Genomic DNA, 14,817 nt, shown 5'->3' on the forward strand with positions numbered 1-14,817 from the left:
TAAATAGAAACCGCTTTGCAGAAATGCAGAGCGGTTTTTTCTTTGTCCAAAACACCAGGCATGTCAATTTTAACAGCAATTGCAGGGGGCTTCTGGGGTGCACTTCACTTTGCACCCCAGGGTGCATCGTTCAAGAATTTAAGGGAATAATCGTGTAATTGTATCAAATGTTGTAAGGCAACCGAACCCAGCGCCGGGGAGGGGGCTTTCCTTACAGAAATCCTCCGGCAGAAGCTGGCCTATGTGAACCGGAATCCGGCTTCCCGGGGTGGGCACTGGCAGTACAACACCCTATGGGCCCTGATGAGCATTTACGGGATCGAATTCCTGGAAGACAACCTGAAAAACGCCCGGGCCAATATGCTCCAGGTGTTTGCAGAAAATTACCGGGAAAAGACGGGACGGGAGCTGGCCGATGATTCGGAGCTGTACCGCTCTGCCCGGACCATCATCCAGTGGAACATCGTCCAGGGCAACACCCTGACCCATAAAAAGAACGACGGCAGCTGGATTATGCTGAACCAGTGGATCCAGGGGGGACCCAAACACCGGCGCAGCGTGATCCGCCGGCCCTTTTCCTTCGATTCCCTGTTCCCGTCGGAAGAGGACACTATGGGGAATCTGTTTGGGGAACAGGAAATCGATGAGGGACCCAGAGAATATCGGATCCGGACCATCTTACGGATGTGGGAAGAAGAGGAATAAAAATGGGAGAAAACAAGAAATTCAAGTTTGATGTGATCATCGGGAATCCGCCGTATCAGGAAGATACAGATTCAGAGAGTACTAGAATGCCTCCAATCTATGATAAATTCATGGATGCATCTTTTGGTATTGCTGAAAAAACTGAATTTATTCATCCTGCAAGACTTCTTTTTAATGCAGGTTATACACCAAAGAATTGGAATGAAAAAATGCTGAATGATAAGCATTTCAAAGTTTTGATGTATGAGCCAGATAGTAATAAAGTATTCCCTAATTTGTCTACACCAGTAAAAGGTGGTATAGCTATTACTTATTATGATAACCAGGCTAATTTTGCTCCTATTAAGATTTTTACAAAGTTTACTGAACTTAATTCTATTTTGAATAAAGTGCAAAAATCGAATCCTCAATCACTCGAAGATATCATATCATCACCATTAAGCTTTAAAGTTTCTGAATTAATGATAAAAGAAAATCATGATTTAGTACCCAGATTGCGAAGCAGTGCATTTACAAAACTTGCCCGCATTTTTTATCAAAAAGTTCCGGATGATGGTAAACAATACATTGGAATTATTGGACTTGATGAGAACAAAAAGCGGGTTAAACGTTACATACAAAAAGATTACATTGAAGAATCGAAAGGCCTTTTAAATAAATATGTAGTATTAATGGCTAAAGCTAATGGCTCAGGTAATTTTGGAGAAACATTGTCTGAAGCAACGATTGCAGAGCCTGGAGTAGGTTATCTTCAAACCTTCATTGGTATAGGAAAATTTGATAATATTATTGAAGCACAGAATCTAGAAAAATATATAAAAACAAAATTTTTGAGAGCGATGCTAGGAATTCTAAAAACGACCCAAGATTGTCCTGGTCCTAAATGGCATTATGTCCCTCTCCAAGACTTCACGTCTCACTCCGACATCGACTGGTCCCAATCCATTCCGGACATCGACAAGCAGCTGTACAAAAAGTATGGCCTGTCCCAGGATGAGATTGATTTCATTGAATCCCATGTAAAGGAGATGGCGTAAATGGCAGGGGTACAGATCAAAAGCTATGAACCCGTGGTCCCCATGATTTACGCCTATACCACACCGGGGGTGCCGGCCCATGATGGCTGGACGAAAATCGGCTATACCGAGCGGGATGTGGATCAGCGGATCCGGGAACAGACCCATACGGCCAATATTGCCTACGATTTGAAATGGCATAAGGAAGCCCGCTATACCGACGGCAGCGGAGGGTATTTTGTTGACCATGATTTCCACAATTTCCTGACCCAGCATGGGGTGGAACGGGAAAAAGGGACGGAATGGTTCCACATCAATCCCAAGAAGGCCCTGCAGTATTTTTATCAGTTTGCCGGGAAGGATGTGGAGGATGTCTATGCCAATGTGCCCCAGGGCAGCATCTATACCCTGCGAAAGGAACAGCAGGAAGCCGTGGCCCAGACTTTGGCTTATTACAAAGCAGGGACCTATCCCCGGGAATTCCTCTGGAATGCCAAGCCCCGGTTCGGCAAGACCTTGACGGCCTATGACCTGGCCCGGAAAATGGGGGCCACCCGTGTGCTGATCGTCACCAACCGGCCCAGCATCGCCAATTCCTGGCTGGAAGACTTCAAAAAGTTCATTGGCTGGCAGACCGGATGGAAATTCATCAGCGAAAGCGATTCGTTAAAGGGAAAATCCGGGTACCTCAGTCGGCAGCAGTATATGGAAGCCCTGGACCGTATGATGGGGGACGAAATCAAGGGGGAAGTGGCCTTTGAAAGTCTCCAGGGGCTGAAAGGGTCCATCTATTTTGGCGGTCAATATGACAAGCTGGACTGGATCCAGAAACAGAAATGGGACCTTTTGATCATCGACGAAGCCCACGAAGGGGTGGATACCTACAAGACGGATGTGGCTTTTGATAAGATCCAGCGGAAGTTCACCTTGCACCTTTCCGGGACCCCCTTCAAGGCCATTGCCAGCAACAAATTCCGGGCAGACCAGATTTTCAACTGGTCCTATGAAGACGAACAGGAAGCCAAGACGAGCTGGGACGAAAACACCCAGGGGAGCAATCCTTATGGAAAGCTGCCCCGGCTGAACCTGTACACCTATCAGCTGTCCCATATGATCCAGGGGCAGATCCAGAAGGGAATGGACCTGTCGGACGATGAGCATGCGGAATTTGCCTTTGATCTGAATGAATTTTTCCGGGCGGAAAATGAAAGATTCGTCCACGAAAAAGAAGTGAAGAACTTCCTGAATAGGCTGGCCCATAACGAAAAATATCCTTTTTCCACGCCGGAACTGCGCCAGGAGCTGGCCCACACCTTCTGGCTGATGCACCGGGTGGAAAGCGTCAAGGCCATGGCCAAGCTGCTGAAGAAGGACCCGGTATTTGAACGGTACGAGGTGGTGGTGGCAGCCGGGGATGGAAAGCTCACCGCCGAGGAAGAAGAAGCGGAAGCTGCCCAGGATAACGAAGCCAACAAGAAAAGTTTCGACAAGGTGATGGAAGCCATCCGGGAAAACGACCGGACCATTACCCTGAGTGTGGGGCAGCTGACCACCGGGGTAACGGTGAAGCCCTGGACGGCGGTGCTGATGCTGAGCAACATGAAGAGTCCGGCAGAATACATGCAGGCCGCTTTCCGGGCCCAGAATCCCTACGAATATACGGATCCCAAGACCAAAAAGCGCTATCAGAAGCAAAATGCCTATGTGTTCGATTTCGCCCCGGAACGGACCTTGCTCATCTTCGATGAATTCGCCAACAACCTGAACAGCGAAACGGCTGGAGGCCACGGGACCCGGGAAGAACGGGAAAAGCACATTCGCCGTCTGCTGAATTTCTTCCCGGTGATCGGGGAAGACAGCGAAGGGAGGATGGAGGCTCTGGATGCGGCCCAGGTGCTCACCATCCCCAAGACCATCAAGGCCCAGGAAGTGATCCACAGAGGCTTCATGAGCAATCTGCTGTTTGCCAATGTAGGGGTGGTCTTTGGAGCCCCTGGAGCCGTGAAGGCGATTTTGGACAAGATCCCCAAAGCCCAGGAACAGCCCAAAAAGGATACGTCGACTCTGGATGATGCAGGAGACATCCATACCAATGCCCAGGGAGAAGTGGAAATCCCCGGGGCCATGGTGATCAATCAGACCAAGAATCTCTTTGGAGAGAAAAAGTATGAAACCATCCAGCAGCCGGTGGCAATTGCCATGGAGAAAACCAAGGACCAGGATGACAGCCATAAAGTGGTGAAAAATGTGACCCAGGCGGTGATGCAGAAGGTCAAGGAAGCCAGCGAAGAAACCATCAAAGGCGCCTACAATCTGACCAAGCATCAGACAGAGCGGGCTTTCCGGCACAGTGAACAGCAGATCCAGCAGGCATTGGACAAGGTGGCGGACGAACACGAAATCAAACAGAATGTATTGAAGGCCGAGCATGAAAAGAAGGTCCAGGCAGCTGCTTCCCAGGAAGAAAAAGAGAAATTGGAGGAGAAGCTCCAGCAGGATCTGGCCAAAGAAAAGCAGAACTTCCAGCAGTCCATCCAGGAAACGGTGCAGACGGCACTGGAAGACAGCCAGAAAACCATGGTCCAGCAGCTGGAGACCCAGAAGGAGCAAAAGAAGGCCAGGGCCATTGAAGAAGATGTGCGAGCCCATTTGCGGGGATTCTCCCGGACCATTCCCAGTTTCATCATGGCCTACAGCGAACAGGAAGGAACGGAAGGGGGCCGGAACCTGAAACTGAGCAATTTCGACGATTATACCCCTGATGATGTGTTCCAGGAAGTGACCGGGATTTCAGAAAGTGAATTCCGTTTCCTCCGGGATGGGGGACCCTATACCGACGAAAAGACCGGGAAAGAAATGCATTTTGCCGGGCATGTATTCGATGAAGTGGTGTTCGATGAAGCCATCCAGGAATTTTTGAACCTGAAGGAAAAGCTGAACAACTATTTTGCGGATGCCAGCGACGAAGATATTTTCGACTACATCCCGCCCCAGAAAACCAACCAGATCTTTACCCCCAAGAATGTGGTGGTGAAGATGGTGGATGCCCTGGAACAGGAAAACCCGGGGATCTTTGATGATCCCAACCGGACTTTTGCGGACCTGTACATGAAATCCGGCCTGTATATTACGGAAATCGTGAAACGGCTGTTCCGCAGCCCGGCGTTAAAGCAACAGTTCCCAGAAGAAGAGCCACGGCTGAAGCACATCCTGGAAAACCAGGTGTTCGGCTTTGCCCCCAGCCAGATCATCTATGACATTGCTATTGCCTATATCTTCGGCTTCGACAAAAGTGCCGACGGGATTTCCCACCGGAATTTCATCATGACGGACACCACCCCTTATGCCAAAGAGGGGAAGCTGGATGCACTGATCCAGGAGAAATTCGGGAATCGGGCGTAAAGAAAACGGACCTTCTGGAGAGAGGGTCCGTTTTTTTTAGAAAAAGTGTGGATGGTAGGGATATAGCAATGAAAATATTACGTTCTATCGTCCAGTGACCAGTGACAAGTGACCAGTGACAGGGCCGCCGGAGGTTCCGGCGGCCTTTCCATAGAAATGGAGAAACTTGACAATCCCCACTCCCCTACGCTATACTTAATCTGTTCTATACATGGAAGGGTGGCCGAGCGGTTTAAGGCACCAGTCTTGAAAACTGGCGATCCTGCAAGGGACCGTGGGTTCGAATCCCACCCCTTCCGCCACATAACCGAAGGGCTGTCTTAGCGGACAGCCTTTTTTCTTTTTCTGGCAAGGAGGGTCCAGGATGGAAAAAGAAGCGATCTACCGGCTGCTGGAGGAAGAAGGGATCCCCTTTGCAGTGACGGAATATCCGCCGGTCTTTACCATGCAGCGACCCTGCCTTTGGTGGACAACGGGGGCCGGCAGGCATTATAATAAAAGAATAGGAAAAATCGAGAGAAAGAGCAGGTGGCAATCGTGGATCTGGTGGATAAGCTGAAGGAATATTCTGTTCTGACGGAAGAGGAATATAAGGCACTTCTGCTGACGGAAGATCCTCTGCTTCGGGCCAAGCTGTTCCGGGGAGCCCAGGAGGCCATGAATTTCGTGTTCCACCGGAAAGTGTATTTCCAGGGGGTCTTGGAATTCACCAACCACTGTCCCCAGAACTGCCTGTTCTGCCAGCGCCGGTCGGAAAACAACGACCTGCCTCGGTTCCGGCTGAACTGGGAACAGATCCGGGGCGCCTGCGGCCTGGGGTACGAACTGGGCATTCGGTCCTTCCTGCTCCAGGGGGGAGAGGATCACTACTATACGGATATGATCATGTGCAATCTGCTGCGGAACCTGCAGCAGCAGTTCCCGGACTGCGCCCTGGGGCTTTCCATCGGGGAACGGAGCCGGCAGTCCTACCATCGGCTCCATCAGTCTGGGGCCCAGCGGTATTTCCTCAGCTTCCAGACGGCAGATCCCCTGCATTTTTCCCGGCTCCATCCGCCCACCCATGCTCTGTCCACCAAGATCGCTTGTGTGAATGATCTGAAGGACCTGGGATTCGAAACGGATACCGGCTTCCTGGTGGGGGCTCCCTATGAACAGACGGAATACCTGGTCCGGGACCTGACATTGCTCCAGGAACTGGCACCCCATTCCATCACCCTGACGCCCTTCCTGCCGGAAGATGGGACGCCTTTCCGGCAGCAGGACCGGATGGCCCTGGAAGAATACCTGCGGCTGACAGCGGTGCTGCGGATCCTCTTCCCCCGGGCCAATATCGTGGCGCCCTGGTCCCTCCGGCGGATCCATGCCCATGGGCAGATCCTCAGTGTCCAGAGCGGGGCCAATGTGCTGCGGATGCCCATGGCGCCTCCGGCCGATCCCGGGGACCTGGACCGCAGCGCCCAAAAGAAGATGCTCCACACGGTGGAAGTCATGTACCGATACTTGAAGAAATACGGCTATGCCCTGACCCCGGGCCGGGGAGATTCCCTGCTGTATCCCAACCGGGTGGAAGATCCCCAGCCGGCAGAACCGGAACCGGCTGTTTCGGAAGAAGTGGAACCCGCTGAAAATAATTGAATAAGAAAAGTGAGATATGTTGTTTTAACAACATATCTTTTTTCGTTCCTCCAGTATACTAACAACTGTAAGGAAACAACGAACAAAATCGGTCAAAGGTCAATGGCCGATGACCGATGGAAAGGACCTGTCCCAAGGCCAGGTCCTGCTGATTGGGAAAAATAAAATCATCATACAATGGAGGAAAAGAAAATGGAAAACAACAAGAAAATCACGGGCGATATGCTGGTCGGCAAGATCTGTGCGGAACATCCGGAAGCCATCCCGGCTCTCCAGGCTGTGGGGATGCACTGCCTGGGCTGTCCTTCTTCTCAAATGGAATCCCTGAATGATGCGGCCTTTGTCCATGGGCTGGATCCGGAAAAAGTAGTGGCTGCGGTGAACGCTGCCCTGGCGGAAGACTGAGGGGAGGGGAGACCATGAGCGCATTTTTGGGCCCCATCCATCATTGGCTGTACGGTAAGATCCAGCTCCAGGAGGCCATCATCGCCCGGATCGCTGCAGAAGCAGAACAGAAGGGCTGGAGCACCGGGGAGAAACCGGCAGCGGATTATGTGAAAGAAGAGACCCGTCCCCTGGACGAACTGATCGATACCATGAATATCCATGGCTGGCTCCAAAATCGGATCCATGATGCGGAAGGCCGCTATGCCCAGCTGGTCTCCGCCCTGCTCCACCACAATGAAGGGCTGCTGCCGGATCTGGAAACCATTGCCCGGGAGGCAGGACGGGACCGGGCTTTGCCGGCGGACGCCGATGCTTCTGCCATCTACCAGGCCTTTGAAGACGCTTTCCTGAACGGGATGCCCTGTGACCGGGTGAACCAAGTGACGGATCAGGATCCCGACGCCTTCACATGGGACCAGACCGATGACCTCCACGGGGGTTTCTGGCAGGAAGCAGATGTGAACCCGGCAGTGTACTATGACCTGCGGGATGCCATGATGGCAGGGATGCTGGAAAAGACCAGCTACACCCTGGAACAGGAAGACCACACCCATTATGTGCTGCGTCCCAAAGCAGCCTGAAGGAGGCGTGCCATGAACTACAGCATTGATTTGATGGTCCAGGAACATGCCAACATCAGCCGGATGCTGGAAGTGATCCGCCAGGCCTCCATCGGGATCCTGGAAGGGAAGCCGGTGGAAGTGGCCGACTTCCGGGAGATGGTGGACTTCATCCGGAACTATGCGGACAGACACCACCACGGGAAGGAAGAGAAGTTCCTGTTCCCGGTGATGGTGCAGAAGCTGGGCCGGGTGGCGGATAACCTGGTGACCCATGGGATGCTGGTGGAACACGACCTGGGGCGGGACCATGTGATGAGCCTGGCTACGGCCCTGGACGACTATGAAAAGGATCCCAAGACGGAATACAAACTGGATATCCTCACAGAAGCCATGGGCTACGCCCGGCTGCTGAAACGCCATGTGGAAAAAGAAAACAATGTGGTGTACACCTTTGCCGAGAACCAACTGGCTGCGGAAGACCTGGCAGCCATCGATGCCAAGAGCCGGAAGTTCGAGGAAGAAGAAAAGGCCAAAGGGGTCCAGGACCATTATCTGGCTATGTTGGAAAAAATGGAAAAGAAGTATCTGTGACAGACAGGAGAGGCTGTTGCATGCGTGAAAATCATACGCATGCAACAGCTTTTTTTCTTGACTCTCCAATCGTTATAGGGTTTACTGTATAGGTGAACCTTATTGCGGAGGAGAGTTTTTTTATGGAAATCGATGCGACCCGGGGCAGTGTGTGGAAGACCATGGGGCGATTCGCCCTGCCCTATCTTTGTTCTTATTTCCTGCAGACCCTGTACGGGATGGCGGATCTGTTCATCATCGGCCAGTTCGAGGGAGCGGCCAGTATCACGGCTGTTTCCATCGGCAGCCAGGTGATGCATATGGTGACGGTGATGCTGGTGGGCCTGGCCATGGGGACCACCGTGACCATTGCCCAGGCCGTGGGGGGTGGCAAACGGGAACAGGCAGCCTGGGCCATGGGGAATACCCTGACCCTTTTCCTGGGATGCAGCCTGGTGCTGGCGACGCTCCTTACATTCCTGGCCCAGCCAATCGCGGCCCTGATGCACACCCCGGCGGAGGCCGTCCCCGGTACGGTGGAGTACCTGACCATCTGTTTCCTGGGGATTCCCTTCATCACCGCCTACAACATCATCAGTGCCATCTTCCGGGGCCTGGGGAATTCCCGGAGCCCTATGATCTTCATCGCCATTGCCTGCGCTGTCAATATTTTCCTGGACTATCTCTTTATGGGGGTCTTCCAGATGGGACCGGCAGGGGCCGCCCTGGGGACCACCCTGTCCCAGGCCGTCAGCGTAGCCATTTCCGTTTTCATGATCCGCTGGTACCATCTGGGCATCAGCCTCCGGAAAGAACACTTGGAACCCCAGAGGGAAGTGATCCGGAAGCTGCTGCGGATCGGGGTTCCCATCGCTCTCCAGGATGGCTTCATCCAGGTGGCTTTCCTGGTAATCACCGTCATCGCCAATGAGCGGGGGATCACCGATGCGGCAGCGGTGGGTATCGTGGAGAAGATCATCAGTTTCGTATTCCTGGTGCCTTCTTCCCTCCTAAGCACCGTTTCCGCCCTGGGAGCCCAGAATATCGGGGCCCACAAGCCGGAACGGGCCCGGGCCATCCTGCAGGATGCCCTGAAAGCGGCAGCGGCCTTCGGGATCTTCATGATCCTGGTGATGCAGCCGGCGGCTCCCTATTTTGTAGGGGCCTTTACCCGGGAGCCGGCTGTCATCCGTGCCGGAGCCCCGTACCTCCGGGGGTATATCGTGGACGTGCTCTTTGCCGGTTTCCATTTCAGCTACAGTGGCTATTTCTGCGCCTGGGGCCGGTCGGAATTTTCCTTTATCCATAATGTGATCTCCATCGTCCTGGCCCGGATCCCCCTGGTGTACGCCGCCAGCAAAGCGTTCCCGGATACCTTGCTGCCCATGGGCCTGGCTACAGCCGGCGGGTCCCTGGTTTCCGTACTCATCTGCCTGGGGCTGTATGGGAAGCTAGCAGGAAGAGACGAGAGGGAGGGATAAAGACCACCCCAGCTTTTTTTTGTAAAAGAATACTGTATTCTTTCTAATTTGTCCGTATTTGAGATACAAAAGTATATTAAGTACGGACTTTGTGTATAAAATTGTTTGACACATCCGTTGAAAAAGAGTAAAATCATCCACATACTCTATCACTCTAAAAAGGAAGTAATGCTTCCAGAGGACAATGCCTCTTGACCATGGTAAGCGGAGATTGACCGGATGCAGAGACTTTCTACGGAGAATCAAAAGGAGAATTCGAGCCAAATGGGGGGCTGTACAATGGAAGAAAATTTGCGGGACCTGCCGCAGCGGCAGGGCATGTATGATCCAGCCAACGAACATGATGCCTGCGGGGTAGGCTTCATCGTCAACATCAAGGGAGAACGGTCCTATGACATCGTCTACGATGCCCTGGACATCCTGGAGAACCTGAAGCACCGGGGCGGCGAAGGGGCCGACCATAAAAGCGGGGACGGGGCCGGGATCATGGTCCAGATCCCCCATGCTTTCCTGAGCCGGGAATGTGCCGTTTTGGGGTTCCAGCTGCCTCCGGAAGGCCAGTATGGGGTGGGGATGATCTTCGCCCACCGGTACGATGCTTTCCTGGAGAAACAGAAGGCAGCCTTTGAAGAAATCGTCCGGGAAGAAGGGCAGACCGTCCTGGGCTGGCGGGATGTGCCCGTAGATGACACCTGCATCGGGGAAACGGCGGCTTCGGTCCGGCCCCGGATCATCCAGGTGTTCATCGGGCGGAGCCGGGACCTGCAGGATTCCATGGATTTCGAACGGAAGCTCTATGTGATCCGGCGCCTGGCAGAAAAACGCATCACCCCGGCCAGCAAGAAAATGGGGTCGGATTTCTACATTGCCAGCCTGTCCAGCCACACCATCGTCTATAAAGGGATGCTCACGGCCACCCAGATCCGCCATTTCTACCTGGATCTGTCCGACCTGGATTTCACCAGCGCCATGGCCCTGGTCCATTCCCGGTTCAGCACCAATACCTTCCCCAGCTGGGCCCGGGCCCATCCCAACCGGTACATGATCCACAACGGGGAGATCAACACCATCCGGGGCAACACCAACTGGCTGAACGCCCGGGAAGGCAAGGCCCATTCCCTGAAATATCCGGAACTGGATAAGGCCTTTCCGGTGGTGGATGCTACCGGCAGTGATTCTTCCATGTTCGACAACTGTCTGGAATACCTGTACATGTCCGGCCATTCCCTGGCCCATGCCATGATGACCATGATCCCGGAACCATGGGAGAAGGATCCCCTCATGAGCCAGGAGAAAAAAGACTACTACCGCTACCAGAGCTTCATGATGGAACCCTGGGACGGGCCGGCGGCCATCTGCTTCTGCGACGGCACCCGGATCGGGGGCATGCTGGACCGGAACGGCCTGCGCCCGGCCCGGTACTGCATCACCAAAGACGGACGGGTGGTCCTGGCTTCAGAAGTGGGGGCTGTCCGGCTGGATCCCAAGGAGGTGCTTTCCAAAGGCCGTCTGGAACCGGGCAAGATGCTGCTCATCGATACGGAACAGAAGCGGATCGTCCCGGATGCGGAAGTGAAGCATATCATGGCTTCCGCCCATCCCTACGGCCAGTGGTGCCAGGAACACCTGGTGGATCTGCCGGACTTGATGGAGGAAGCGGGGGATGCCAGCCTGGAAAAAACGAAGCCGGAGGCTCTCCTGGAACAGCAGCAGGCTTTTGGTTATACCAAGGAAGATCTGGCCCAGATCCTGGTGCCCATGGCCCGGACGGGGAAGGAGCCGGTGGGCGCCATGGGGGTGGACTGCCCCCTGCCGGTGCTTTCCGAACAGCCCCAGATGCTCTACGATTATTTCCAGCAGAATTTCGCCCAGGTCACCAATCCGCCCATGGATGCCCTCCGGGAAAGCATCGTCACTTCCACTTCCGTGATGATCGGCAATGTGGCCAACATCATGGATCCGGATGAAAAAGGGACCTATGCCCTGGCCGTGGAACGGCCCCTTCTGACCAACGAAGAGATGGCGGTGATCAAGAGCCAGAAAAACGAGAAGCTCCGGGCGGTGACCCTGTCCCTACTGTATCCCGTCAGCGAGGGCGCCAAGGCCATGGAAAAAGCCATCGATGGGCTGTGTGCCGATGCCCTCCAAGCCATCCAGAGCGGGGCCAATATCCTGATCCTTTCCGATCGTGGGGTCAGCCCGTATCTGGCTGCCATCCCGGCCCTTCTGGCCACGGCTGCGGTCCACAACTTCCTCATCAAAGAGACCGTCCGGTCCGATGTAGGGCTGATCCTGGAATCCGGGGAACCTCGGGAGATCCACCATTTCTGCACCCTGATCGGTTATGGCATCACTGCCGTCAATCCCTACCTGGCCCTGGATACCCTGAAGGACCTGGCGGAAGATCACAAGATGGCCGGCGTCACGGGAGAAGAAGCCCAGGAAAACTACCTGAAGGCCGCTGTAGCCGGCATCCAGACCGTCATGTCCAAGATGGGGATTTGCACTGTCCGCAGCTATCACGGCGCCCAGATCTTCGAAGCCGTGGGCATCAACAAGGATGTGATCAACAAATATTTCGTCCATACTCCTTCCCGGATCGAAGGACTGGGCCTGGAAGAGATCGCCCGGGAAACGGAGATGCGCCACAGCCAGGCGTTCCAGGGCAAGAGGGGACTGGCCGAAGGGGATATCTATGCCTATAAGAAAAACGGGCCGGAACCCCATATCCTGGATCCGGAAGCCATCGCCCTGCTCCAGAAGGCCTGCCGGACGGGAGACCAGGAAGCCTACCGGCAATTTGCGGATAAAGTGGACAACGGGCCTCTGCTCCGTCTCCGGGATCTCCTGGAATTCGACTATCCGGACGGCTGCAGCATCCCGGTGGAAGAAGTGGAGCCGGTGGCATCCATCGTCAAGCGGTTCCGCACCGGGGCCATGAGCTACGGGGCCCTCAGCAAGGAAGCCCATGAATGTATCGCCATTGCCATGAACCGGCTGGGCGGCCGGAGCAATACCGGTGAAGGGGGCGAAGATCCCGAACGGTTCACCTTGCGTCCTGATGGCAGCAATCCCAGCGATGCCATCAAACAGGTTTCCACCGCCCGATTCGGGGTGACGGGGAATTATCTGGTCAACGCCGACGAACTGCAGATCAAATTCGCCCAGGGCGCCAAGCCGGGGCAGGGAGGGAATCTCCCGGGGAACAAGGTGGATCCGGCCATCGCCCATACCCGCCATTCTACGCCGGGGGTTTCCCTGATCTCTCCTCCGCCCCATCATGATATCTATTCCATCGAAGATCTAGCGGAACTGATTTACGATCTGAAGAACATCAACAAGAAGGCGGAGATCAGCGTGAAGCTGGCTTCCTGTTCTGGCGTGGGGACCATCGCGGCCGGGGTGGTGAAGACCAAAGCGGACAGCATCACCATCTGCGGCCATGGGGGCGGCACGGGGGCAGCTCCCCGCACCAGCATGCGCCATACGGGCCTGCCCTGGGAAATGGGCCTTTCCGAAGTCCAGCAGACCCTTTTGATGAACCGGCTCCGGGACCGGGTGAAGCTGTCCGTGGACGGCAAGCTGCTCACCGGCCATGACGTGGCCGTCGCCGCCCTGTTCGGCGCCGAGAACTTCGATTTCTGTACCGGACCTCTCATTGCCCTGGGCTGCCGGATGATCCGGGTCTGCAACTTGAACACCTGCCCCTACGGCATTTGCACCCAGAAGCCGGAACTGCGGAAAAACTTTGCCGGCAAACCGGAACATCTCATCAACTATATGGAATTCGTGGCCCAGGACCTGCGGGAAATCATGGCCCGGCTGGGATTCCATACGGTGGATGAGATGGTGGGCCGCTATGATCGGCTGAAGCAGAAGGAGAACATCGCCAACTGGAAAGCAGCTGGGGTGAGCCTGGAAAAACTCTTGTTCCGTCCCCATACGGATCCTGCCCAGGCCCATCATTTTGCGGTGCCCCAGGATCACCAGATCGAACAGACCCTGGACCAGGGCAAACTGGTGCGGATGTGCCGTCCGGCCCTGGCAGAGAAGAAACCCATCCGGGCCCGGCTGCGGATCGACAACACCAACCGGGTCACCGGGACCCTTTTGGGCAGCGAAATCTTCCGCCGGTACGGAGAAGAAGGGCTGCCCGCCGATACCATCCAGCTTTCCTTCGTGGGCAGCGCCGGCCAGAGCTTCGGGGCCTTCATTCCCCAGGGGCTGACCCTGCGCCTGGAAGGGGATGCCAATGACTATCTGGGGAAAGGGCTCTCCGGGGGCAAGATCGCCGTATTCCCGCCGGCCGCAGCGGATTTCGTCCCTTCCGAGAACGTGATCATCGGCAATGTGGCCTGCTTCGGCGCCACCAGCGGGGAAGTCTACATCAACGGCCGGGCCGGGGAACGGTTCTGCGTCCGCAACAGCGGTGCCACGGCGGTGGTGGAAGGGATCGGCAACCACGGCTGTGAATATATGACCGGCGGTACGGCGGTGATCCTGGGACCTGTGGGCCAGAATTTCGCCGCCGGGATGTCCGGGGGAACGGCCTATGTGCTGGATCTGGATGAGGCCTGCTGCAACCAGGGGATGGTGAACCTGGAAGCGGTGGCGGAACCGGCCGAACAGGAAAAGCTCCGGGATATCCTGGTCCGCCATGGGATCATGACCGGCAGTCCTCTTTCCCGGGAACTGCTGGCCGACTGGGAGCATGCAGTACAGCGCTTCACCCGGGTCATCCCCCGGGACTATGAAGAGATGCAGCAGCTGATCCAGAAATACCGGGAAGAAGGATACGAAGAGAAAGAAGCCCTGGAACGGGCCTTTGAAGAGAAGATAGGGTGAAAAAGGGGGCTGTTGCATGAGCAACAGCCCCTTTTTGAGGTCTCGGGTCTCGAGTCGTGAGTCTCGAGCCGTTGGATAGAACCTGTCCCCATGGCCAGGTTCTTTTGAAGGTGTAGAACCAGTATCGTGCTGGATATAGAAACGAATATC

General features: G+C 54.9%; 10 protein-coding genes and 1 tRNA gene. All 11 read left to right on the forward strand.

Going from position 1 to position 14,817, the window contains the following annotated elements; translation table 11 throughout:
• Nucleotides 1-243: 243 nt before the first annotated feature.
• The 11 genes from ACTUHY_RS11935 (at nucleotide 244) to gltB (ending at nucleotide 14,667) form a co-directional block, all read left to right on the forward strand.
• The gene (locus ACTUHY_RS11935) at nucleotides 244-705 is read left to right on the forward strand and encodes a hypothetical protein (RefSeq protein ID WP_442827871.1); all 462 of its coding nucleotides are present in this window, start codon (nucleotides 244-246) and stop codon (nucleotides 703-705) included.
• Between the two features lie 2 nt (nucleotides 706-707).
• Complete coding sequence (locus ACTUHY_RS11940; protein ID WP_442827872.1) at nucleotides 708-1,742, forward strand: Eco57I restriction-modification methylase domain-containing protein; 1,035 nt, start codon at nucleotides 708-710, stop codon at nucleotides 1,740-1,742.
• Nucleotides 1,743-5,123 (forward strand): DEAD/DEAH box helicase family protein, encoded by a 3,381-nt coding sequence (locus ACTUHY_RS11945; protein WP_442827873.1) that lies wholly within the window; start codon nucleotides 1,743-1,745, stop codon nucleotides 5,121-5,123.
• Nucleotides 5,124-5,336: 213 nt separating this feature from the next.
• Nucleotides 5,337-5,425: transfer RNA gene (locus ACTUHY_RS11950), tRNA-Ser, on the forward strand.
• 62 nt (nucleotides 5,426-5,487) lie between these two features.
• Nucleotides 5,488-5,682: a hypothetical protein gene (locus ACTUHY_RS11955; RefSeq protein ID WP_442827874.1), complete on the forward strand. Its 195-nt coding sequence runs from the start codon at nucleotides 5,488-5,490 to the stop codon at nucleotides 5,680-5,682.
• Complete coding sequence (hydE, locus tag ACTUHY_RS11960; protein ID WP_442827875.1) at nucleotides 5,652-6,761, forward strand: [FeFe] hydrogenase H-cluster radical SAM maturase HydE; 1,110 nt, start codon at nucleotides 5,652-5,654, stop codon at nucleotides 6,759-6,761. Before ACTUHY_RS11955 ends, hydE begins: the two co-directional genes overlap by 31 nt.
• A 192-nt stretch (nucleotides 6,762-6,953) precedes the next feature.
• On the forward strand, nucleotides 6,954-7,166 hold the full coding sequence (locus ACTUHY_RS11965; RefSeq protein ID WP_278676056.1) for a DUF1858 domain-containing protein: 213 nt from the start codon (nucleotides 6,954-6,956) through the stop codon (nucleotides 7,164-7,166).
• Nucleotides 7,167-7,180: 14 nt separating this feature from the next.
• Nucleotides 7,181-7,789, forward strand: a complete 609-nt coding sequence (locus ACTUHY_RS11970; protein ID WP_442827876.1) for a hypothetical protein — start codon at nucleotides 7,181-7,183, stop codon at nucleotides 7,787-7,789.
• A 12-nt stretch (nucleotides 7,790-7,801) separates the two neighbouring features.
• Nucleotides 7,802-8,362, forward strand: coding sequence for a hemerythrin domain-containing protein (locus ACTUHY_RS11975; RefSeq protein ID WP_442827877.1), 561 nt, complete (start codon nucleotides 7,802-7,804; stop codon nucleotides 8,360-8,362).
• A 122-nt stretch (nucleotides 8,363-8,484) separates the two neighbouring features.
• The gene (locus ACTUHY_RS11980; RefSeq protein WP_442827878.1) at nucleotides 8,485-9,822 is read left to right on the forward strand and encodes an MATE family efflux transporter; all 1,338 of its coding nucleotides are present in this window, start codon (nucleotides 8,485-8,487) and stop codon (nucleotides 9,820-9,822) included.
• A 279-nt stretch (nucleotides 9,823-10,101) separates the two neighbouring features.
• Nucleotides 10,102-14,667, forward strand: coding sequence for a glutamate synthase large subunit (gene gltB, locus ACTUHY_RS11985; protein ID WP_442827879.1), 4,566 nt, complete (start codon nucleotides 10,102-10,104; stop codon nucleotides 14,665-14,667).
• Nucleotides 14,668-14,817 lie beyond the last annotated feature (150 nt).

The sequence above is a fragment of the Acidaminococcus nyctereutis genome (genome assembly GCF_052216985.1).
In the GTDB taxonomy this organism is placed as follows: Bacteria; Bacillota; Negativicutes; order Acidaminococcales; family Acidaminococcaceae; genus Acidaminococcus; species Acidaminococcus fermentans_A.